Source organism: Stutzerimonas stutzeri RCH2 (assembly GCF_000327065.1).
Classification (GTDB): domain Bacteria; phylum Pseudomonadota; class Gammaproteobacteria; order Pseudomonadales; family Pseudomonadaceae; genus Stutzerimonas; species Stutzerimonas stutzeri_AE.
The window spans coordinates 207,349-229,051 of the sequence record NC_019936.1 but is presented as its reverse complement, the minus strand read 5'-3'; the positions used below and the strand labels follow the sequence as shown (position 1 = coordinate 229,051).

The 21,703-nt window shown below is 66.5% G+C and carries 14 protein-coding genes; 4 read left to right on the top strand and 10 right to left on the bottom strand.

Translation table 11 applies throughout. The features are described 5' to 3' along the window. Positions 1 to 7 precede the first annotated feature (7 nt). Together PSEST_RS01085 and PSEST_RS01080 are read right to left on the bottom strand one after the other, a co-directional pair. On the bottom strand, positions 8 to 2,284 hold the full coding sequence (locus PSEST_RS01085) for an ABC transporter permease subunit (protein WP_015275232.1): 2,277 nt from the start codon (positions 2,282 to 2,284) through the stop codon (positions 8 to 10). 209 nt (positions 2,285 to 2,493) lie between these two features. Beyond that, on the bottom strand, positions 2,494 to 3,462 hold the full coding sequence (locus tag PSEST_RS01080; RefSeq protein ID WP_015275231.1) for a PstS family phosphate ABC transporter substrate-binding protein: 969 nt from the start codon (positions 3,460 to 3,462) through the stop codon (positions 2,494 to 2,496). A gap of 223 nt (positions 3,463 to 3,685) precedes the next feature. On the opposite strand from PSEST_RS01080, the gene PSEST_RS01075 reads away from it, so the two are divergent. After that, positions 3,686 to 4,087, top strand: a complete 402-nt coding sequence (locus PSEST_RS01075; RefSeq protein WP_003303235.1) for an acyl-CoA thioesterase — start codon at positions 3,686 to 3,688, stop codon at positions 4,085 to 4,087. Positions 4,088 to 4,096: 9 nt separating this feature from the next. On the opposite strand, the gene PSEST_RS01070 is transcribed toward PSEST_RS01075, so the two are convergent. Next, a complete protein-coding gene (locus tag PSEST_RS01070; RefSeq protein WP_015275230.1) occupies positions 4,097 to 5,311 on the bottom strand; it encodes a GGDEF domain-containing protein in 1,215 nt (404 codons plus the stop codon). A 166-nt stretch (positions 5,312 to 5,477) separates the two neighbouring features. Here PSEST_RS01070 and PSEST_RS01065 point away from each other — a divergent pair, with 166 nt between their 5' ends. Beyond that, entirely contained in the window at positions 5,478 to 6,386 is a 909-nt protein-coding gene (locus PSEST_RS01065) for an AEC family transporter (protein ID WP_015275229.1), read from the top strand. Here the strand turns inward: PSEST_RS01065 and PSEST_RS01060 are convergent, their stop codons facing one another. From PSEST_RS01060 to recC, 4 genes are all read right to left on the bottom strand, one after another. Beyond that, positions 6,387 to 6,830 carry a hypothetical protein gene (locus PSEST_RS01060; protein WP_015275228.1) on the bottom strand — a complete coding sequence of 148 codons (444 nt, stop codon included), beginning with the start codon at positions 6,828 to 6,830 and terminating at the stop codon, positions 6,387 to 6,389. Positions 6,831 to 6,960: 130 nt separating this feature from the next. Beyond that, positions 6,961 to 8,808, bottom strand: a complete 1,848-nt coding sequence (gene recD / locus PSEST_RS01055) for an exodeoxyribonuclease V subunit alpha (protein WP_015275227.1) — start codon at positions 8,806 to 8,808, stop codon at positions 6,961 to 6,963. Positions 8,809 to 8,878: 70 nt separating this feature from the next. Further along, entirely contained in the window at positions 8,879 to 12,427 is a 3,549-nt protein-coding gene (gene recB / locus PSEST_RS01050) for an exodeoxyribonuclease V subunit beta (RefSeq protein ID WP_015275226.1), read from the bottom strand. Further along, positions 12,424 to 15,723: an exodeoxyribonuclease V subunit gamma gene (gene recC / locus PSEST_RS01045; protein WP_015275225.1), complete on the bottom strand. Its 3,300-nt coding sequence runs from the start codon at positions 15,721 to 15,723 to the stop codon at positions 12,424 to 12,426. Before recC ends, recB begins: the two co-directional genes overlap by 4 nt. 226 nt (positions 15,724 to 15,949) lie before the next feature. Between recC and PSEST_RS01040 the strand changes: the two genes are divergently transcribed. Both PSEST_RS01040 and PSEST_RS01035 read left to right on the top strand, forming a co-directional pair. After that, on the top strand, positions 15,950 to 16,846 hold the full coding sequence (locus tag PSEST_RS01040; protein WP_015275224.1) for a cache domain-containing protein: 897 nt from the start codon (positions 15,950 to 15,952) through the stop codon (positions 16,844 to 16,846). A 140-nt stretch (positions 16,847 to 16,986) separates the two neighbouring features. After that, positions 16,987 to 18,672: a Na/Pi cotransporter family protein gene (locus PSEST_RS01035; RefSeq protein WP_015275223.1), complete on the top strand. Its 1,686-nt coding sequence runs from the start codon at positions 16,987 to 16,989 to the stop codon at positions 18,670 to 18,672. Here PSEST_RS01035 and PSEST_RS01030 read toward each other — a convergent pair. The 3 genes from PSEST_RS01030 to PSEST_RS01020 are packed head-to-tail and all read right to left on the bottom strand — an operon-like array spanning position 18,669 to position 21,658. Beyond that, positions 18,669 to 19,697 carry an AbrB family transcriptional regulator gene (locus PSEST_RS01030; protein ID WP_015275222.1) on the bottom strand — a complete coding sequence of 343 codons (1,029 nt, stop codon included), beginning with the start codon at positions 19,695 to 19,697 and terminating at the stop codon, positions 18,669 to 18,671. The two genes, PSEST_RS01035 and PSEST_RS01030, sit on opposite strands and share 4 nt — an antisense overlap. Before the next feature lies 1 nt (position 19,698). Continuing rightward, positions 19,699 to 21,213 (bottom strand): tripartite tricarboxylate transporter permease, encoded by a 1,515-nt coding sequence (locus PSEST_RS01025; RefSeq protein ID WP_015275221.1) that lies wholly within the window; start codon positions 21,211 to 21,213, stop codon positions 19,699 to 19,701. Position 21,214: 1 nt separating this feature from the next. After that, positions 21,215 to 21,658, bottom strand: coding sequence for a tripartite tricarboxylate transporter TctB family protein (locus PSEST_RS01020; RefSeq protein ID WP_015275220.1), 444 nt, complete (start codon positions 21,656 to 21,658; stop codon positions 21,215 to 21,217). Positions 21,659 to 21,703: the final 45 nt, after the last annotated feature.

Here is a 21,703-nt window from a genome sequence, read left to right as displayed (position 1 = left end):
ATCTGGTTTACAGGCTGGCGTACTTGCCACGCAGACGCTGACGAATCAGCTCGGCGAGGGTGTTCATCACGAAGGTGAACATCAGCAGCACCATCGCGGCGAGGAACAGCACACGGTAATGGGTGCCACCGACTTCGGATTCCGGCATCTCCACGGCGACGTTGGCGGCCAGGGTGCGCATGCCTTCGAAGATGTTGGCTTCCATGATCGGCGTGTTGCCGGTGGCCATCAGCACGATCATCGTCTCGCCCACCGCGCGGCCCATGCCAATCATCAGCGCCGAGAAGATGCCCGGGCTGGCAGTCAGCAGCACCACGCGAGTGAGGGTCTGCCAGGGCGTCGCGCCGAGCGCCAACGAGCCCAGGGTGAGGCTGCGCGGCACGCTGAACACGGCGTCTTCGGCGATCGAGTAGATGGTCGGGATCACTGCGAAGCCCATTGCCAGGCCGATCACCAGGGCGTTGCGCTGGTCGAACGGGATACCCATGTCGTTGGACAGCCACAGGCGCATGTCACCGCCAAAGAACCAGTTCTCCAGATGACCGCTGATTTCCAGCGAGCCATAGCCGATCAGGAGAATCACCGGGATCAGCAGCACGGCTTCCCAGCCATCCGGCACGGCAAGACGCACGCTCTGCGGCAGACGACTCCAGCTCCAGGCGGCGAACAGAATGCCCACCGGCATCAGCAGCAGCAGGGCGAAGATGCCCGGCAGGTGGTTTTCCAGGAACGGCGCGAGGAACAGGCCGGCGAAGAAACCGAGAATCACCGTCGGCAGCGCTTCCATCAGCTCGATCACCGGCTTGACCTTGCTGCGCAGCCTGGGCGCCATGAAGTAGGCGGTGTAGAACGCCGCGCAGATCGCCAGTGGCGCGGCCAGCAGCATCGCGTAGAAGGCTGCCTTGAGGGTGCCGAATGCCAGCGGTGCAAGGCTCAGCTTCGGTTCGAAATCACTGTTGGCCGACGTCGACTGCCAGACGTAGTCCGGCTCCGGGTAGCTTTCGTACCAGACCTTGCCCCACAACGCGCTCCAGGAGATCTCCGGGTGCGGGTTATCGATGACGAAACGCTTCAGGCCCTGCTTTGACTCCACCAGCAAGCGGGTAGCGCGCGGCGACATGGCGGTCAAGGCGGCGCCTTCGGCGACCTGCTCCTTGACCAGCGTGCGATGCGCGGTGCTGTGGAAAACGCCAAGGCTGCCGCTGTCATCCAGTGCGAGGAAGCCTTTGCGGCGCTCCTCCGGGAGGATCTGGCGGATCGCACTGCTGCCCAACTTGAAGTTGCGGACGTTCTTCAGCTCGGCCTGGCCGTCTGCCGCACGAACCATGAACCACTGACCAATGGTGCCCCTCGAGTCGCCGACCATCAGCGAGATGCCGCCCAGCAGCGGGCTGACGCTGGTGATTTCGCTGCCGTCGCCGACCAGCTTGTAACGGCCGTTGAGTTGTTTGCGACGCAGGTCGAAGACATCCGCGCTGGCCTTGCCGCTGATCGCGTAAAGCCACATATGCCGCGGGTCGATCAGCAGCTGGCGAATCGGCTCGGCCAGCTGCGGCAGGTCGAGGCGCTCCTGTTCAAGGGTCACCTCACCGGTCAGCAGGTTCTCGCTGCTGGCGATGCGCTGGGCATGCAGTGTGGTGCCGGTGGCGCCGGCAACCAGCAGCGTCTTGCCGTTCATGCTGATCGCCGCGCGATCAATGGCGCGGCCTTCCGGGTCGAGCTGCAACGGTTCTTCACCGAAGGGATAGGCCAGCTCCGGCGTGATGGTCTTCTGGTTGTTCGGGTAGGTGAGCTTGTAGTTGTGCTCGACCACCAGCGCCTGGCCATTATCCAGGCCCAGCACCAGCCGGCGCGTACCGGGCGTGTCCTGACCCACCGAGACGATGCGGCTGCCTTCCGGCAGCGGCAGGGCCTTGCTCGACAGCAGCGCACCGTCGCGCAGGCCGAAGAAACGCACCTGACCATCATTGCCCAGGCGCATGGCGACCTGGTTCTGCTCCTCGATGGTCAACAGCAGCGGCTCGCCGGCTTCAGCCAGCCATGCCGGCTGCTGGACCGCGCGGCTCTCCAGTTCGGCGCCCTGGAACATCGGCAGCACGACCTGCGCCAGATAGAAGAAGATCAGGGTGATGGCGCCCAGCACCGCCAGACCGCCGATGGATACGTACCAGCGCGCCAGGTGGTCTTTCAGCGCGCGGATGCGACGCTTGCGCTGCAGCGCCGGCGTGTTGAAGTCCAGCCGTTGCACATCGGAATTCGCGCTCATGGTCTCGATATCGTTCATGCGAGGGTCCTGGCCGCTCAGGCCGTTTAAACCGCCGCGCCGCCTTGGCGCGAGCCTCTTCCGGACCTGGTGGCCGGTTCGGCGCCTAATTTACTGCAGCCGTGTGACAGAAAAATTACATAGAGGTGACACGACGACGCCCGCCAACGCGCATGCGTGGCGGGCGTCTGCTCAGCTCGCGATACTTATCGCGAGGCGGGCTTCTGCTCTCAGTTGAGACCCAGATCCGTCATGGTCTTGTCGACCACCTTCTTCGGCAGCGGGATGTAGCCGTCCTTGACCACAACTTCCTGACCCTGCTTGGACAGCACCAGCTTGAGGAACTCGGCGTCGATCGGGCTCAGCGGCTTGTTCGGCGCCTTGTTGACGTAGACGTAGAAGAAGCGCGCCAGCGGGAACTTGCCGGCCAGGGCGTTCTCTTCGCTCGCCTCGAAGGCTTCGCCGCCCTTGGACAGCGGTACGGCACGGACGCTGGAGGTCTTGTAGCCGATGCCGGAGTAACCGATGGCGTTCAGGGTGCTGGAGATCGACTGCACCACCGAAGCGGAGCCCGGCTGCTCGTTGACGTTGGACTTGAAATCGCCTTTACACAGGGCTTCTTCCTTGAAGTAGCCGTAGGTACCGGATACCGAGTTACGACCGAACAGCTGGATCGGCTTGTTGGACCACTCGCCGGTCATGCCCAGATCACCCCAGGTCTTGATGTCCTTCTCGCCACCGCACAGGCGGGTGCTGGAGAAGATCGCGTCGACCTGCTCGATATCCAGCGACTTGATCGGGTTGTCCTTGTGCACGAACACCGCCAGGGCGTCGATGGCCACCGGAACGGCCGTCGGCTTGTAGCCATACTTCTCTTCGAAGGCCTGGATCTCGTTGTCCTTCATCGGGCGGCTCATCGGGCCCATGTTGGAGGTGCCTTCGGTCAGAGCGGGCGGCGCAGTGGAGGAACCGGCAGCCTGGATCTGAATGTTGACGTTCGGATAGCTGCGCTTGAACTCTTCGGCCCACAGGGTCATCAGGTTGGCCAGGGAGTCGGAACCAACGCTGGACAGGTTGCCGGATACGCCGGAGGTCTTCTGGTAGCTCGGCAGGGCCGGGTCTACAGCAGCGACCGCGCTCGCAGCGCCAACGCCAGCGGCTACAAAGGTCAGGGCCGCCATCAAACGATTCAGTTTCATACCTTGCTCCTAGCAGGTGTGTCTCGAGTGTGTTGGAACGGGGGCCAGTATCTGCAGGCCGTATGAACACTCTATGAAGAAAGTGTGACAATCTGATTACGGAGCGGCGCATTGACCAGCCGCGGTCGCTGTGGGACTGCACAGCCGCTATACTCGGCGCCGTCGCCCGCGCTAGTACGGGCATTTCGCGCCAAAACAACAATCGCGCCGCGAGTCAGACCGAATGAAAGAGTACGAACAGGAAGATCCGATTCCACAGGGTGACCTGGCCCTGCAGCTCACCGCCCTGCCGCGCGAGACCAACGGTTTCGGCGATATCTACGGCGGTTGGCTGGTGTCGCAGATGGATCTGGCCGGCACCGCAATGGCCAGCCGCGTGGCGGCCGGTCGGGTCGCTACGGTGTCCATCGATCGCATGGCGTTCATGGTTCCGGTGGCCGTCGGCGCGCAGCTGTCCTTCTATACCCAGACGCTCGAGGTCGGGCGCAGCTCGATCCGCATGCTGGTGGAAGTCTGGAGCGACGATCCGCTGTCCAGCGAATGGCGCAAGGTCACCGAAGCGGTGTTCGTCTTCGTCGCCATCGATGGCAGCGGCCGCACCCGCTCGGTCCCACCGCGCCGCTGACGCGACCGGCTAGCGATCCGGCAGGTCCGAACGCGGCTGCGCCGCCGCCACCGCGAAGCGATTCTTGCCGCTGGTCTTGGCCTGGTACAGCGCGGTATCGGCGCAATGGTAGAGCTGCTCGGGCAGCTGACCTTCCTGCAGCGTGGCGATACCGATGCTGACCCCTACCCGCGCGATGGCCTCCTGCGGGTGCCTGATATCTAGCGCAGCCAACGCGCTGATCAGCTGTCGCGCAATACGCTGCGCCGCAGCGTTGTCGCAGTTGTACAGCAGCAGCGCGAATTCCTCGCCACCCACCCGCGCCGCTTGGTCCAGCGGCCGCCGCGCGAAACCGACCAGCAGATCGGCAAAGGTACGGATCAACGCATCACCGGCCGGATGGCCGAAGGTGTCGTTGTAGGCCTTGAAATCATCCAGATCGAGCAGCAGCAGGCTCAACGGCCGGCGGTCCCGGCGCGCCTGGGCGACCCGCTGACGCAGCGCCAGGTCATGACTGCGCCGATTGGCCAGACCGCTCAGGGCATCGTGCTCGGCGACCCAGCCCAGCAGCTTGCGCATCAGAAACTGTTCCCGCTGCGAATACTCGTGCACGTAGCGACTGATGGCACCGATGATCAGCAGCAGCACGTAATAGCTGACCGCGATCCAGTGCTCCGGCATCCGCTCCGCCGGGAGGATCAGACTGGCCATGCACACATCGGCCAGCACGATGAGTACCGCGCAGAGCAACGCCCACCAGAAGGTCACGCCCAGAAAGAAGAACGAGCTGACGATCAGCAGGCCGGCGCCGTAGCGGAAGTTCAGCTCGGTTTGTAGCGCCTCGAAACGGATGTCGATCAGCGCAGCGAGAATGCCGACCGTTACCAGCAGTACCGGGAAAATGCGGTTGGCCTGCGCGCGAAATCTGCGGCTGTAGAACGTCAGCACCAGCACGACGACGCCGGGAAGAATCTGCAGACCGCGCAACAGGGTCAGCGTGGTCAGCCAACCCGTACCGGCCAGATCGAACAGCCGCAGCTCGCAGTACAGATAGCCCGAAACGACGAGAATCAGCAGCAGCGCGGCAAGGCGCTGGGAGGCCCGGGCGTGCCGGTCCAGGTAATGCCGAAACTCCCGCTCCAGCTCCGACTTGAAGCAAAGCAACCGAAAGCCGGCATGCAGTTGCCGGCCATAGGGCGTATCGCGGAAGCCCTCGGTAGAGGAGTAATCGGTGGTATGTGGCATCGGAAGCCCGTCGTTTGAGCGCTCAAATGATATCACCAGGCCATCACCGAGTTGACGACAGTCCGACCGGCGTAACCCCTGCATAGACCGGCAACTTGGACAGGAGACTTGCACTGGGCGTTTCCAGCATTGAAGATCCCTTTCACATGCATAGCTGGATGTATCCGTGACAGCCCTTCTGCTGGCCCTCTGGCCCCTCTTCGCGCTTATCGTTGCCGGCTATTGTCTGCGCTTGCGTGCCTTTCCCAGCGTGGAGTTCTGGCCAGGCGCCGAACGCATCAACTACTTCGTCCTCTTTCCCGCGCTGCTGTTCAGTAGTCTAGCCACCGCGCCGCTGGACAATCCCGCACTGCCGCAGCTGGCAGCCGCGGTAATGCTCGGCCTTGGCCTGCCGTGGATCGCCCTGCTGCTGATGAAGCGCCTGCGCGGCTGGCCCGCGGGCCGCTTCGGCGCCATCACCCAGGGCGTGCTGCGTTTCAATACCTATCTGGGCCTGGCCGCCGTCGGCAGTCTGTTCGGCAAGGAAGGCCTGGCGCTGGCCGCACTGATGCTGGCCTTGATGGTGCCGACAGTGAACGTCATGTCGGTCTGGGCACTGACCGCCGAGCGTGGCCTCAGCGTGCGCGGCCTGTTGCTGCCGATCGCCAAGAATCCGCTGATTCTCGCCTGCGTCGCCGGCGCGCTGGTGAACCTGTCCGGGCTGGGCTTGCCCGGCGGCACCGACCGTCTGCTGAGCCTGCTCGCCGCGGCTAGCCTGCCGTTGGGCCTGCTCTGCGTCGGCGCGGCGCTCAAGCCACAGGAACTAGGCGGTGAAATTCCCGCGCTGGGCTGGAACTGCGCGGCGCGCCTGCTCGCCGTGCCGCTGCTGGCCTACGGCGTGGCGCGGGTGCTCGGCTTGCCGCCAATGGAAACGACCATTCTGGTGCTGTTCTTCGCCCTGCCGACCGCCCCGACCGCCTATGTGCTGACCCGTCAGCTCGGCGGCGACAGCCATCTGATGGCCGGCATCATCACCCTGCAGACGCTGCTCGCGGCGGCCAGCCTGCCGCTGGTGCTGACGCTGCTGAATGGCTGATCAGCGCGCGACCTGACCGCGCAAGAGACGCAGCAGCATCAATGCCATACCGACGCCCAACGCGCCGAGCACCAACAGCGGACCGAGATAACCAAGAGCATCCTGCAGCCAGCCGAGCAGCAGGTGCAGCCACTCGGTGTGCAACGAGGCCTCGACTGCCACGTAGCCGCCCTGCTCCCATATCTGATACGCCGCGTGCAGCGGGATCAGCGTCAGTGGCAGCAGGATCAGGCACAGCCAGTAGCCACTGCGCCGGTACGCGCCCAGCAGCCCCCACGGCAGGTAGGCGGCGCGGATAAGCTGGAAGAAGCAGACGACGTAATAGACCACCAGCAGCAGCGCAAATCCGCTGCCCACGGACGGCTCGAGCCACAGCGTACGCAGCGCTGCGGTGCTTATCGTCAGGCTGAGCACGCCCCATAGCAGAAGGAAGAAGGTTCTCATCGCAAGTCCCGGTGTCGGCTTTCGGCGAATGCGCATCGGAACAGAATTCCGAGCGCCATACGCACAACCGCTTCACGAAACAGGCGGCGATGAGCAGCGAACGTGCCGGCTTCGAGTAGCCGCGCACGGTTCAGAACAGGCTGAGCTGATCGCCTTTAGGCTCATCTGGCTTCGCCGCCGGCAATGCCTCGACAGGCCTGTCCGGCACGCGGGGAAGCGCCAGTCGCTCGGCCAAGCCGGCGGCGCGCTCGGCGCGGGTATTGACTGCCTCGGCCAGCCGCGCCGGCAGTGCCCAGATCTCCACCTTGCGTTTGGCGCGGGTGATACCGGTATAGAACAGCGAGCGCGTCAGCAGAGGGCTGGGTTGCTCCGGCAACGCCAGCAGCACTTCGGCGAATTCCGAGCCCTGGCTTTTGTGCACGGTCATGGCGAAGGCACTGTCATGGCTCGGCAGTCGCGCCGGGGCGAAGCCGCGGTAGCCGTCGTCGCCCTCGAAGAACACCCGCAGGCCCTGCTCGGTCCTCAGACACAGGCCGATATCGCCGTTGAACAGGCCCAGGGCGTAGTCGTTCTGCCGGACCATCACCGCGCGGCCAGGGTACCAGCGTTCACGCGCCGGCACGCCGAGGCGACGCTTGAAGCGCGCTTCCAGCGCCTCGTTGATACCCGTGACGCCAAAGGCGCCTTCGCGCTGGGCGGTCAGCGCGCGAAAGCCATTGAAGGCCTCGAACGCGGCGGATGGATCGGCCTGGCGTACGGCTTGCAGGTAGGGTGCGTAGCCCTGCTCCAGCCGTTCGATCAGCGCCGCGGGGCTGGGTGCTGCGTTCCAGGCCAGATCCGGCCGGCCTTCCTGCAGCAGCGCGACGGTGCCCTTGGCATCGCCACCATTGATTCGCCGCGCCAGTTCGCCGATGCCGCTGTCGCCGGCGAAGCGATGGCTGTGGGTGAGCAGCACCACCGCATCGCCCAGGCGCGAGCGCGGCGTCTCGACCGGTACGTTCTGCCCGGTAATGCGTTGCAGATCGGCGGCCTCTTGGCTATCGAAACCGCGCCCTTCGCAGAGCTCGGCGAACACCGCGCCGGCTTCCACGGCGGCCAGCTGGTCCTTGTCGCCGAGCAGGATCAGCCGCGCCTTCGGCGGCAGCGCGGCGACCAGCTTGGCCATCAACGCCAGGTCGACCATCGACGCCTCGTCCACCACCAGCACGTCCAGCGCCAGCGGGTTGGCCGCGTCGTGGCGCACGCGCGGGCTGTCGCCGCGGCTGCCGAGCAGGCGGTGCAATGTGCGCGCTTCGTCCGGCAGAGCGTCCTTGACGGCATCGCTGACCGGCAGCTCGGCCTTGGCGTTGCGGATCGCTTCGGCCATGCGCGCCGCCGCTTTGCCGGTAGGTGCCGCGAGGCCGATGGCCAGACGTTCGCCACCGGGCTGTTCCAGCAGCGCCGCCAACAGGCGCACCACCGTGGTGGTCTTGCCGGTACCGGGGCCACCGGAGATTACTGCCAAGCGACGACGTACCGCCTGAGCCGCTGCCAGCCGTTGCCAGTCTGGGCTCTGTTGGTTGAAGGCGAACAACCGCGCCAGGCTGTCGCTCAGCTGAGCTTCATCAACATCCGGTGCGTCCGCCGCGCGAGTCAGAAGCTGCTCAGCCAGTTGTTGTTCGTAAGCCTGGTAACGGGCGAGGTAGAGCCGTTCTCCGCTCAGGATCAGCGGCGCGTAATCCCCCGGCGCACCGATCAGCTCTGAGGCATCCAACTGCGCTCGCCAGGTCGCAAGCGGCGGCAGGCTGAAATCCTGATCCGGCCATGGCCGCTTGCCGGCTAACCGACCCAGCGGCAAGCAGACGTCGCCATCGGCCAGCGCTTCGCAACAGAGCGCGGCGGCGAGCAGCACCGGCTCGGACGCATGCGGGTCGAGGCGCTGCAGGCTGGCGACGAAGGCGCGCTCCAGTGGGCCGAGGGGCAGATCGGCAAGGGTCATATATCGCTCCTGAAATGCATGAAGGCGCCGCTAAGCCCACATCCGCGGTCAAGACCGCTAAAGCGCGCCATCACCGCCCCTCCTCGAACAATCGATCCAATGCATCGAGCAGCGCATCGTCCGGCCGGGCGAAATACACACCGGCTTCGGGCATGCCGCGCAGGAACAGGTAGAAGGCACCGCCGAGCTGCTCGTCGTGGAAGTCCGCCAGGCGCTGGCGCAGGAAGCGCCGCAGGGCGACCAGATAGATCAGGTATTGCAGGTAATAGTGCTCGCCGGCCAATGCTTGCAGCAGCCGCTCACCGCCGTAGTAGCTGGCATCCGGACCTAGCCAGTTGGATTTGTAGTCGGCGATGTACCAACGGCCGTCGTGTTCGAAGGTCAAGTCGATAAAGCCCTTGAGAAAGCCCTTTAGGCTGTCGAATTCCAGCCGCGCCGCCGCTTCGCGCAAGGGTTCGGCGAGGCCGTTGGCCGGATCGACGAGCAATGCGCGCAGCCGCGCCACGTCCAGATCCCGCACCGGAAAGGTGAAGCCCAGTTCCGGCAGGCGTCTGGCCGACTGCAACGCGGCGAGGGTCAGGCCGCCGCCATCCATATCGGTTTCCAGCACCTTTTGCAGATGCGCCGTGGCGATCTCCTGCCACTCCAGCGGCAGCCCGTAGGCTTGCAGCGCAGGTTCGACCAGCGCCTCCAGCTCGCCTTTGCCACGCGCCCAGTCTTCGAGGACGGCGTGCAGGCAAGTACCGGCGCGGGCGCCACGGGGGAAGGCGAAGAAGCCGCTGCCCGGCTCGCCGGCATCGGGAATGGCCAGGGCGTCGCGGTCCGGCGCTTCCATGTGCATGCCGGCGGCAAGGCCGGAGAAGCTGCCGATGCGCCAGGCGCTGTGCAGGTTGCGATTGAGCTGCGACAACTGCTGAGGCGGCACGGCGCGGCCGGGACCCTGCGCGCTGGCTTCGCGCGACTCCAGCGGCAGGCAGGCCATTCGGCCGTCGCTGCCCTGCACCAGTCGCTCGATGGCCAGGCGCAGGCTGCCGCCGTTGAAGTCAGCCAGGTAGTTGCCCAGCTCGCTCAGCGGTTGTTCGCCTGGGAGTTCGCGCCCATGCAGCAGCCAGGCCAGGGCACTGCTGTGCAGGCCCTCATCGGCCAGGCTGCCGTCCTTCTTCGGTTTGCACAGATTGACCGGCCCCCAATGCAGCCAGAGCCGGTCACGGGCGCGGGTCAGCGCGACATAGGCCAGGCGCAGCTGCTCGGCGAAGACTTCCTGGCGCGCGCGCTCGAGGTTGTCCTCCAGCTCGCCGCTGCCCAGATCCAGCAGCGGCTGGCCCTGCGCATCGTGGCAACGCGCGCTGTCGCGGTTCTTGCCGAGCAGCTTGCCGTCCCAGAGAAAGGGGCAGAACACCAGCGGATATTCCAGGCCCTTGCTGGTGTGGATGGTGACGATCTGCACCCGCTCGGCATCGCTTTCCAGACGCAGCAGGGCTTCCTCACCGGCACCCTCGCTGCCGCGCTGGGCATTGAACCAGGCCAGCAGCGGTTCCAATCCCGGTCGCAACAGGCTTTCAGCTTGCAGCAGTTCGCCAAGGTGCAGCAGGTTGGTCAGCCGGCGTTCGCCATCGACCCGTGCCAGCAGCCGTTCGGCCACCGCCTGCTCGTCGAGCCAGGCACGGAACACGCGCATGAAACCCTGCTGCTGCCAGAGCTGGTGATAGCGCTCGGCGGCCTCGCGTTCGGCGTCCCACTGCTGCTGATCGTCCTGGCAGCGGGCAAGGTCGGCGGCGCTGCGGCCCAGCAGGCGCGTGGCCAGCGCATAGCGCAGCAGGCCTTCACGACCGGGCTCGGCATAAGCGGCAAGCACCGCGGCCAGCTCACCGGCCTCCTCGCTGCGCCAGACGCTGTCGCGCCCACGGCGCACGCTGGGCACACCGCGTGCGGCCAGTTCATCGGCGATCATCCCTGCCTGGCGGTGGTTGGCCACCAGCACGGCAATGTCACCACCCTTGAGCGGGGTGAACACGCCGTCCTTGTCGAAACCAGCACGTCCTTCGGCGGCGCCTGCCAGTTGCAGGGCGATACGCCGTGCGGTGTCGCTCGCCGCCAGCTGCGCGGCCTCGCCCTTGCCCAGCGGATCGTCGCCAAGCCAGACCAGCGACAGCGGCGCCGCCTCGCCCTCTTCCAGCAGACGCAGGCCTGCACGCGGCTTGTCGGCGGCCCCCACCGGCGGGTAGCGCAGGTCAGGTTGGGCGAACGGCTGCGGATGGTCGAACAGCTGGTTCAGCGCGGCGATCAGCTCGGGGGTCGAGCGGTAATTGGTCGGCAGGTTGAACGGCTCGCGATCAGCCTGTTGCTTGGCGGTCATGTAAGTCGCCAAATCTGCGCCGCGGAAGGCATAGATCGCCTGCTTCGGATCGCCGACGAAACACAGCGACGCCTCGCTGCCCTTGGCATAGATGCGGTTGAAGATGGCGTATTGGATCGGATCGGTGTCCTGGAACTCGTCGATCAGCGCCAGCGGGTAGGTGGCGCGCAACGAGGCGGCCAGGTCCTCGCCGACCGGACCTTGCAGCGCCTGATCCAGGCGATTGAGCAGATCATCGAAGGCCAGCAGCCGCTGCGCCGCCTTGCGCTCGGGCAGCTCGCGGTTGAGTCGCTCCAGCAGCGCCACCTGCAGGGCGATCAGGCGTTGCTTGCCGGCCGGCAGCGCCTCGGCGACCTGATCGGCCAGCTCGTCCAGTGCATGGGCCAGCTCGCAGACCGGCGCGTCATGGCCCTTCTTGCACGCTTTGGTCAGCGCGCGGACACCGAACTTGGCGGCACCCTCGGGCAGGTCGAACATCACCGCCGGATCGGCGAAATAGGCATCCAAATCCATCTGCCAGGACGCAAATTTGATGCTTTTGTGGGTGCTCTGGCTGAGTCCACCATGGGCCAGCAGCTCGGCGACCCAGGCGCTGCCAGCTCTCTTCCACAAATCGGCGGCGCGCTGCCAGGCGGCTTCTACCGGGCGCAGATCAGCGGCGACCGGCGCACCCTGCGGCTCGACCCGCAGATAGGGCTTGCCCAGGTGACTGCGCAAGCGCTGACGTAACCACACCGGCGTGATCCGGCTCTTCGCCAGAAAGCGCGCCCAAGCCGGGTCGGCATCAGCCAATTCGCTGCGCCAGGCGTCGGCGAGCAGCGCGTCGATGATCTCGCGGTCATCGGCGGTCAGCTCGCTGTCGAAATCGCCACCGGCCTCGAAGGCGGCATCCTGCAGGGCGCGCTGGCAGAAGCCGTGGATGGTGAAGATCGCAGCCTCGTCGAAGCCATGCACGGCCAGCAACAGCCGGCGGCGCGAGGGTTCATCCGGGTAGCGCGCATGCAGGCGGTTGAGGAAGTCATCGGTGCTCGGCGTGCCGTCATAAACCGCCAGCAGATCGGCCAGGCGCGCGCGGATGCGTTCGCGCAGCTCGGCGGTGGCAGCGGTGGTGTAGGTGACCACCAAAATCTGCCCCACCGACAACTGCCGCTCCAGCAGCAGACGCGCATACAGCGCGGTGAGCGTCCAGGTCTTGCCGGTGCCGGCGCTGGCTTCGATCAGCGAGCGGCCGTCGAAGGGCGAATCGAGCAGGTCGAGTTTCATGCTTCCTCCTCGTCTTCAGCCAGCGCATCGAGCGCAGGGCCGATCAATTCCTGCGCCAAGGTTTCGAAACGCTGGTCCAGCGGATCGCGGTCGCGGAAGGCCAGCATGTTCCAGGGGTCTTCGCCTTCGGCGGCGATGGGGCTGAACTCGGCGCCGAGCCAGGCTTCACGGGCGCGCTTGCGGCCACAGTCGAGCGGCTCGCTGCCGCGGGCCGGCTTACGATAGCCCTTGGCAAAGGCGTGGCTGCTGCGTGGCAGCAACGGCAGCGGTTCACGAATCGCACAGCGATAGGCCTCAAGCCAGGGTTCGAGCAACCCGGCGGCATTCGCCAGCGGCCCCAGCTGCCAGTCACCGGCGGGCGATAGCATCAGGCTGTGGCGCTCGATGCCGGGCGTGGCGGAGAGGTTGAGCAGCAGATGGCGCAGCCAGAATGGTGGCAGGTCCCATTCGCCGAGGCGGCCGAGCTTCCAGCCGAACAGCCCGGCCGGGGTCACGCCGTCGAGCCAGCCATGCACGCGCACGCCGGCCAGGGTGATATCCACCGGCAGCGGCTCGGGCACGTCGTCCGGGCGCAGTTCGAACAGGCGCGGCGCAAAGGCACGCACCGGGCCGCGCAACTTGCCCCACAGCGCCTGGCCCAGCTCGCCGGTCGGCAGCCAGCCGGCGGCACAGGCCATGCGGCGTTCATCGTCATCGCTCCAGCCGTGCTCCATGGCCTGCAGCGATAGACGGCGCAGGCCATTCCAGGCCGGCATCTCCAGATCGAACGGCTCGTCGCTGGCGAGCGACTCCTGGTCGTCGGCCAGACGCAGACCAAGGCGTTGTTCGAGCAGGAAGCGTGCCGGGTGGCGGAAGCACTGCAGCAGCTGCGATGGCTCGATGGTCAGCCAGGCCTCATCCGGTTCGGCGAGCAGGCTGGCAAAGGGTTGCGGCTGGGTCTGCGGTGGCTCGGCCAGACGCCCGGCGGCGCGAAACCAGGGCGAAGAGAAACCGGTGCAGAGCCCGTCGCCAAAATTGCGTGGCGAGAAGGGCTGCAGCGGGTGGGCGACGAGAATTTTCTGGCTGGCCGTCTTGGGTACGGACTCGCCTGTATGCTCGGAAGCCTGTGCAACAGGCAGTTCGGCGGTCATGTCCACTGCCTCCAGCACTTCGCTGAGCAGCACCGAGGGCGGCAGCACGGCGTTGTCGCGCGGGTCGCGGCCGACATAGGACAGGTACAACGCTTCGCGCGCCGAAAGCAGGGTTTCCAGCAGCAGGTAGCGATCATCGAGGCGTCGCGCACGGTCGCCGCGGCGCGGATGCCGGCCGATCAGATCGAAACCCGAGGGCGGCGTACGACGGGGGAACGCCCCGTCGTCCAGCCCGAGCAGGCAGACCACGCGGAACGGCAAGCTGCGCATCGGCACCATGGTGCAGAAGGTCACCGCGCCGGTGAGAAAGCCCGAGGCGCCGCCGCCCTGCTGCAAGGCGGCGCTGAGCTGCTGGTGCACCAGTTCCAGTTCGATGGGCCGCGTCAGGTCGGCGGCCTGGGCCTGATCGCGCAACGCCGCGCAGGCCAGGGACAACAAGAGCAACGTGTCGCCGGCTTCGCGCTCGTCGAACAGCGTGTCGATCAGGATTTGCAGGTCATCGGCCCACTCGGCCAACGGACGCGGCCGCGCCAGCTGATCGGCCAAGACGCCGAGCCGTTCGACGAACTCCACCAGCCGCCCGAGCAACTGCCCGCGCGCGCCTTCCAGTGCGTCCAGCGGCCAGTGCTCGCCGAGCAGTGGCGCGTGGTCGCCAGCCAGTTGCGGCGGCGCGGCAAAGCCCAGCAGCAGGCGGTCCAGCCCCTGGCGCCAGGTAAAGGCCGATTCGTCCGGCAGGCCGAGACGCGCCCGCTGGCTGCCGTCACGTCCCCAGCGCACGCCGGCGTCGCGTAGCCAGTCGCGCAGCAGCGGCAGGTCTTCGCTTTCGATCCCGGCGCGCCGGGCAATGGCCGGCTGCTCCAGCCAGGCGAGGACTTCCTCGGCGGTGAAACGGCTCTGCGCCAGCATCAGCAGTTCGAGGAAGGCCTCGATCAGCGGCATTTCGGCGCGCAGGCTGCGGTCGGCGAGGCTGTAGGGAATCCGCGGGCTGCCCTCGCGCGGGGCGAACACGGCTTCGATAAAGGGCGCGTAACGCTCGATATCGGGCGTCAGCACCACCACCTGATCGGGCGTCAGCGCCGGGTTGGTGGCGAAACGCGCCAGCAGCTGGTCATGCAGGATCTCTACCTCGCGCAGCGGCGAATGGGCGATATGCACTTCCAGCGAACGGTCATTCTCGGCGAGCACGATGCGCTCATCGGGTTGTCGGGTGCGCAGGCGCAGGATGTCGTTCTGCAGCGCGTGCAGCAGGCTGTCGTCGCGCAGGTCTTCGTCTTCGGAATACAGGCCGAACTCCTGGCTGCCCTCGCTGGCGGTCAGGCTGAACAAGGAATCGAAGAAATCGCGGCCCTGTTTGCCGAGACTGGCCAGCAGCGGATGGCCCACGTCGAGATACCAATCGTCAGCCCCACTCTCGGGCTGGCGCGCCAGCTCGCGGATATCGCGAATCTCGCCCCAGGCCTCGCGGCTGGGGTTCAGTGCGCAGACCACCACGTCGATATGCCGCGCCAGGCCGTCGAGCACGCGCAGATGGTGCGGCGGCAGGCTACTGATGCCGAACACCAGCAAGCGCTCGGGCAGACCGGGCAAGGGTTCGTCGCTGTAGAGCCGCTGTAGCAGATCGCCGAGCAGCCGTGCGCGGTGCGGGTGGCCGTCCTTGGTCAGTTCGCGCCAGAGCAGCGCCTGCCAGGCTTCGTCCGGGCCGAGATCGAAGGTTTCGCCTCGCTCCCAGGCCGCCAGCCAGTCGTCACGATAGAGCAGATACTGGTCGAACACGTCGGCGATCTTCGCTGCCAGCGACAGCCGCCGGCGCTCGTCGCCACCGTCGAGGTACTGCGCCAGACGCGGCGCCAGCTCGAGATTGGCCGGCTCGCACAGCCAGCCATAAAGGCGCCAGGTCAGGGTCGTCGGGGAAAACGCCGATTGCTCCGGCAGACTGCCCAGCACGGTGCGGCTCAGGTCCCAGACGAACTTGGCCGGCAGCTGTATCTCCAGCTGCATGGCGATGCCCTGCTTGCGCGCCAGCTCCAGCGTCAGCCAGCGCCCCATGCCCTGGCTCGGTACCACCACCAACGCCGGGGCGAAGGGATCGGCGAGTGGCTGGGCGAGCAGGCGCGTGGCCAGTTCGCCGAGGGTTTCCAGATCAGGGGCGTGGTAGAGGCTGAGCATGGGCGCACCGCGTGAACAGAAGTCGCTAGGTTACAGCCCGCCCCCAACTGGAGCGAGCCGGCGATTTCAGCTTGCACCCGCCATGCGACAACTCGTGTCGCAGCGCATCTCCTCCTTTCGCCCTGCCCTTTTGCTTCTCTCGACCAATATCAATTACGCCGCGGCTGCCTAGCATGGGGCAACGGGGCGGCCGCTTAGTCGCCCGCCATCAGGTCAGGAGTCGTTCATGAACCGGAACCGCAAGAAGCTGCTCGCCCTCTCTCTATCTGCCACGCTGGGCGCCGTGCCGCTGCTGCTGCACGCACAGGAGCCAGCCCAGCAGCGGACGCTCGGCTCGGTGGAGCGCAGCCACGCCAGCCAGGCACGCGCCCTGCTCGACAGCGCCGTGCTGACCTTCCAGGCCAAGGGCCCGGAGCAGGCACTGGCCGCCTTCAACGACCGCAACGGCGAATTCGTTCACGGCCAGTACTACATCTTCGTGCTCGGCGAGGACGGCACCATGCAGGCCAGCAGCGGCCCTTCCGCCAGCCTGGTCGGACTGAACGTCGCTGAGCTCAAGGATGCCGCCGGCAAATCGTTCATGCGCGAAATTCTCGACAAGTCGGCCAAGCAGGACAGCGGCGAAGTCGAGTACAAGTGGCTCAACCCCGCCGACAACAAGGTCGAGAACAAGCTCAGCCAGTTCCGCAAGGTCGGCGACCACGTGCTCTGCGTCGGCTACTACATCCCGCGCGCTACCGCCGAGCATGCCAAGGCGCTGCTCGATCGCGCCGTGCAGCAGGTCAAGGACAAGGGCGCCGAGGCAGCCTTCCGCAACTTCAACGATCCGCGTGGCGGCTTCGTCTTCAACGACGAGTACGTCTTCGTCATCGGTCTGGACGACGGTCGCTATCGCGCCAGCGGCAGCTCGCCGAACCTGGTAGGTGTCGATGTACGCAACGTCAATGATGCCGCCGGCAAGCCGCTGTTCAAGGAAATGATCGAGCTGGCCCGCAAGCAGGGCTCCGGCAGCGTCGACTACGTCTGGCGCAACCCGGCGACCAACGCGGTCGAGCAGAAGCACACGCTGATCCAGCGGGTCGACGACGTACTGCTCGGTGTCGGCTACTACACCCGTCCCTGAGGATCGGGCGAAACGGGCTTTATGACGTTTCGGTGAACGGGGCCGGCGGGCCAGGGTCAATCGAGTATCCCCGGTAAAGCGCTGCGTCCTTGCGACGCAGACTTTCGTCGTTGCTGCTCGCCGGGGCAGGAGCCCGACCGATGCTGACCCTGCTGCACCTGCTGTCGTCCATTGCCCTGCTGGTCTGGGGTACGCATATCGTGCGTACCGGGATCATGCGGGTGTATGGCTCGCACCTGCGGCGCATGCTCGGCCAGAGCATGGGCAATGCGCCGCTGGCGTTCGGCGCCGGCATCGGCGTCACCGCGCTGGTGCAGAGCAGCAATGCCACCGCGCTACTGGCCATCTCCTTCGTTGCCCAAGGCCTGATGGCGCTGCCCACTGCGCTGGCGATCATGCTCGGCGCGGATGTCGGCACCGCGCTGATGGCCCGCGTACTGACCCTCGACCTGTCCTGGTTGTCGCCGCTGCTGACCCTGGTTGGCGTAAGCCTGTTCCTCTCACGTAAGCAGAGCCGCAGCGGCCAGATCGGTCGCGTGCTGATCGGCCTCGGGCTGATCATCCTCGCCTTGCAATTGATCGTGCACGCCGCCGAGCCGATTACCGAGGCACGCGGCATGCAGGTGCTGTTCTCTTCGCTGGCCGGCGACACCCTGCTCGCGGTGCTGGTGGGTGCGCTGTTCGCCGTGCTCTCGTATTCCAGCCTCGCCGCCGTACTGCTGACCTCGACGCTGGCCGGCGCCGGCCTGATCAGCCTGCCCGTGGCGCTCGGTCTGGTGATCGGCGCCAACATCGGCAGCGGCCTGCTCGCCTGGTTCAACGCCAGCCTGCAGCCGGCCTCGGCGCGGCGGGTGGCGCTGGGCAACCTGCTGTACAAGCTCGCCGGCCTCATCGTGCTGCCTTTCCTGGTGCCGCTGGTGGCCTGGATGGACACCCTCGGCTACAGCGCGCAGACCCAGGTGATCGGCTTCCATCTGGTCTACAACAGCCTGCGCTGCCTGATCCTGCTGCCCACCGTGCAGCCCATGAGCCGGCTATGCGAATACCTGCTGCCGGAGCGCGCGCTGGATAACGGCGTGGCGCAGCCGCGGCACCTCGACCTCGCGGCGCTGGAAACCCCAAGCCTGGCGCTGGCCAACGCGGTCCGCGAAACCCTGCGCATCGGCGATATGGTGGAGCTGATGCTGGCGCGCCTACTGGAGGTGCTCCGCGAGGACCGAGCCGAACCGGGCGAGGAGATCCGCCGGCTGGACGACGACGTCGATGCGCTCTACAGCGGGGTCAAGCTCTACCTGGCGCAGATGCCCCGCGAGGATCTAGCCGAGCAGGAAGGCCGGCGCTGGGCGGAGATCATTGAGCTGGCGATCAACCTAGAGCAGGCCGGCGACATCATCGAGCACATGGCCAGCAAGGTGCAGAACCTCAAGACCGCCAAACGTCGCTCGTTCTCCGATAGCGGGCTGGAAGAGCTTGGCCAGCTGCACGGCCAGCTCACCACCAACCTGCAACTAGGGTTGTCGGTGTTCATCTCCGGCGATTCCCACAGCGCGCGCCAGCTGCTGCAGCAGAAGCGCCAGTTCCGCAAGCTGGAGCGCGAGCTGGCGCACTCCCACGTGCAGCGCCTGCATCAGCAGGTAGTGGAAAGCATCGAGACCAGCGCCGCACATCTGGAGCTGATCGCCGATATGAAACGCCTCAATTCGCTGTTCTGCAGCGCCGCCTATCCGGCGCTGGAAGGCCCGGGCGGTAGCAAGCCACGCGTCTCGACAGACAATCCACGCCATGTCACTGCCAACGAGCAGCATCTGCCGGGCAAGCCGGCCTAACGCGGCGGGCTTCGCCGCTGCCACGCCCGGAACAGCGGCTCGGCCAGAAACATCACCAGAAACAGCCTGAGCACCTGCACCGCGGTGACCAGCGCCACCGACAGCTGCAGGGCTTCGGCGGTCAGGCACAGCTCGGTGATGCCGCCGGGCATCATGCCGAGCATCAGCGACACCTCGTCCAGCGCCGTCAGCCAACCCAGCGCGCCGCCCAGCGCGGCAGCGACCAGCATGGCCAGCAGGGTGAACAGCAGGATGCGCAACAGGAAGGCCGGCGCGCTGCGGAAGAAAGGCCGATCGAAATGACAGGCCAGCGAACAGCCGATCAACCACTGGCCGAGCGCGCCGGCCCAGCCCGGCAGGCCGATATGCAGGTCGAACGCCACGCTGGCCAGCGCGCAGGCGGTCAACGGGCCGAGCATCCAGGGGTTGGGCTGGCCGAGACGCTTCCAGAGCAGCGCCAGCAGGCCACCGCCTGGCAGTAGCACGGTGAGCCAGGGCCAGCTCACCGGGGCCGCGGGCGGCGCCGCGACGGTCGGCAACCCCCAGGTGAACAACGCCGGCACGATTAGCACCACCAGCAGCAGGCGCAGGCTGTGCGCCGCTGCCACGCTGGCCGCCTCGGCCCGGTGCCGGTTGGCCAGCACCACCATCTCGCTGGCGCCGCCCGGCATGCTGGCGAAGAACGCAGTGGCGCGGTCGGTGCCGCTGCGCAGCAGGATGACGATGCCGATCAGCCCCAGCAGCAGGGTGCCGACGGCGCCGGCGAGGATCACGCCGAAATGCGCCAGCACCTCGCGCATCACCTCACCGGTGAAATGCAGGCCGATGGCGCTGGCGACGATCCATTGCCCGACCTGCCGGCCGCGCGGTACTTCGCTCACCAGCCAGCCGCTGCAGCGCACCGCGATCACCGCCAGCAGCGAACCGACCATCCACGGCAGCGGCCAGTTGGCAAAGCTCGCCAGCCAGCCGCCGAGCGCACCGATCAGCGGCGTCGCCCACCAGGCCGGCAGCCGCTGGCGCATATCAGGCCTGCGCCTCGACCACGTTGCCGCGACGGCGCTTGAGGTACCAGCGCAGTCCCGGCATGGCCAGCATCGCCACGGTCAGCGCCCACAGCGCCAGGGTGATCGGGCTGCCATAGAGGATGCCCAGCTCACCGTTGGAGATCGACAGCGCACGGCGCAGGTTGTCTTCCATCATCTCGCCGAGGACGAAGCCGAGAATCAGCGCCGACAGCGGGAAGTCCAGCTTGCGCAAGAGGTAGCCGAACACGCCGAGGCCGACCATCAGCACCAGATCGAACACCGTGCTGTGCACCGAATACACGCCGACCATGCTGATCACCGTGATCGTCGGTACCAGCACCCAGTTCGGCACGCTGAGCATGCGCGAGAACAGACCGACCAGCGGGATGTTCATCACCAGCAGGATCACGTTGCCGATGAACAGCGAGGCGATCAGGCCCCAGACCACGTCCGGCTGTTGTTCGAACAGCAGCGGGCCTGGGGTGATGTTGTACAGCGTCAGCGCGCCGATCATCACCGCGGTGGTGCCAGAACCCGGCACGCCGAGGGTCAGCATGGGGATCAGCGAACCGCAGGCCGAGGCGTTGTTGGCCGCTTCCGGTGCCGCCAGGCCGCGCAGATCGCCATCGCCGAAGCGGCCCTTGTCGCCGGCCATGCGCTTCTCGCTCATGTAGGTCATGGCGCTGGCGATGGTCGCCCCGGCGCCCGGCAGGGTGCCGATGACGAAGCCGGCCACGGCGCTGCGCACCATGGTCCAGAAGGTCAGGCAGAACTCCTTGAAGTTGAACAGCAGCCGGCCACTGGCCTTCACCGCCTTCTGCCCGCTGTGGGTTTTCTCCAGCATCAGCAGGATCTCGCTGACGCTGAAGAAGCCGATCACCACGATGACGAATTGGATGCCGTCGGACAGGCTGACGCTGCCGAAGGTGAAGCGGTACACGCCCGTGGTCGAATCGACACCGACGGTGGCCAGCGCCAGGCCCATCAGCGCGGCCATCAGGGTCTTCACCGGCTTGTCGCCGACCATGCCGCCAAGGCAGGCGATGGCGAAGATCATCAGCACGAAGTATTCCGCCGGGCCGAAGGCCACCGCCCACTTGGCCAGCAGCGGAGCGAACAGGACCACGCCGCAGGTGGCGATGGTGCTGCCGACGAACGAACTGACCGCCGACAGCGACAGGGCGATGCCAGCCTTGCCCTGGCGCGCCAGCGGGTAGCCGTCGAGGGTGGTCATTACCGCGGCGGCGTCACCCGGCACGTTGAGCAGGATCGCCGAGATGCGCCCGCCGTATTCGCAGCCCAGGTACACCGCAGCGAGCAGGATCAGCGCGGTTTCCGGCGGCAGGCCGAGGGCGAAGGCCAGCGGCAGCAGCAGCGCCACGCCGTTGATCGGGCCGAGGCCGGGCAAGAGGCCGACGATGGTACCGACGAACGCCCCGAACAGCGCCACCAGCAGGTTGGTCGGCCGGGTGGCGACGTCGAAGCCCTGCATCAAGAAATTCAGTGTTTCCATTTCAGCTCTCCAGCAGACGCAGCAGGCCAAGCGGCAGCGGCACGTCCAGCAGGTAATCGAACAGCCCGTAGAGCAGCACGCCAAGCAGCGCGCCGCTGATCAGGCTGGGCCACAGGCGACCGTTGAACAGCAGGCCAAGGGCGAAGCCGGCCAGGGCAGTGCTGATGACGAAACCGAGGATTTCGAACAGCAGCGCATAGGTCAGCAGCGCCAGCACGCAGAGCACCGCCCGCTGGGCCTTGGCACGATCGAACGCCGGCGTCGGCTCGCCGTGCGGCTTGATCAGCAACCACAGCGCGCCGCAAAACATCAGAAACAGCAGCAGCAGCGGATAGGCGCGCGGCCCGACCGGGTCGTAGGCGAAGGGCGCCTCGAAGCCCCAGGCGAGCAGGGCGAGGCCGGCGCAGGCGAGCAGCCACACCGCGGCGAAGACACGTACGTACATGACGGGATACCTCAGGGATTCGGCGACCCGGCAGCTGCCGGGCCA

Bases quoted from the DNA above. Each gene is read 5' to 3' on its own strand.
- PSEST_RS01085 (WP_015275232.1), bottom strand. From the start codon at position 2,284: ATGAACGATATCGAGACCATGAGCGCGAATTCCGATGTGCAACGGCTG.
- PSEST_RS01030 (WP_015275222.1), bottom strand. From the start codon at position 19,697: ATGCGCCAGCGGCTGCCGGCCTGGTGGGCGACGCCGCTGATCGGTGCG.
- PSEST_RS01060 (WP_015275228.1), bottom strand. From the start codon at position 6,830: ATGAGAACCTTCTTCCTTCTGCTATGGGGCGTGCTCAGCCTGACGATA.
- PSEST_RS01040 (WP_015275224.1), top strand. From the start codon at position 15,950: ATGAACCGGAACCGCAAGAAGCTGCTCGCCCTCTCTCTATCTGCCACG.
- PSEST_RS01020 (WP_015275220.1), bottom strand. From the start codon at position 21,658: ATGTACGTACGTGTCTTCGCCGCGGTGTGGCTGCTCGCCTGCGCCGGC.
- recB (WP_015275226.1), bottom strand. From the start codon at position 12,427: ATGAAACTCGACCTGCTCGATTCGCCCTTCGACGGCCGCTCGCTGATC.
- recD (WP_015275227.1), bottom strand. From the start codon at position 8,808: ATGACCCTTGCCGATCTGCCCCTCGGCCCACTGGAGCGCGCCTTCGTC.
- PSEST_RS01035 (WP_015275223.1), top strand. From the start codon at position 16,987: ATGCTGACCCTGCTGCACCTGCTGTCGTCCATTGCCCTGCTGGTCTGG.
- PSEST_RS01070 (WP_015275230.1), bottom strand. From the start codon at position 5,311: ATGCCACATACCACCGATTACTCCTCTACCGAGGGCTTCCGCGATACG.
- recC (WP_015275225.1), bottom strand. From the start codon at position 15,723: ATGCTCAGCCTCTACCACGCCCCTGATCTGGAAACCCTCGGCGAACTG.
- PSEST_RS01025 (WP_015275221.1), bottom strand. From the start codon at position 21,213: ATGGAAACACTGAATTTCTTGATGCAGGGCTTCGACGTCGCCACCCGG.
- PSEST_RS01075 (WP_003303235.1), top strand. From the start codon at position 3,686: ATGAAAGAGTACGAACAGGAAGATCCGATTCCACAGGGTGACCTGGCC.
- PSEST_RS01080 (WP_015275231.1), bottom strand. From the start codon at position 3,462: ATGAAACTGAATCGTTTGATGGCGGCCCTGACCTTTGTAGCCGCTGGC.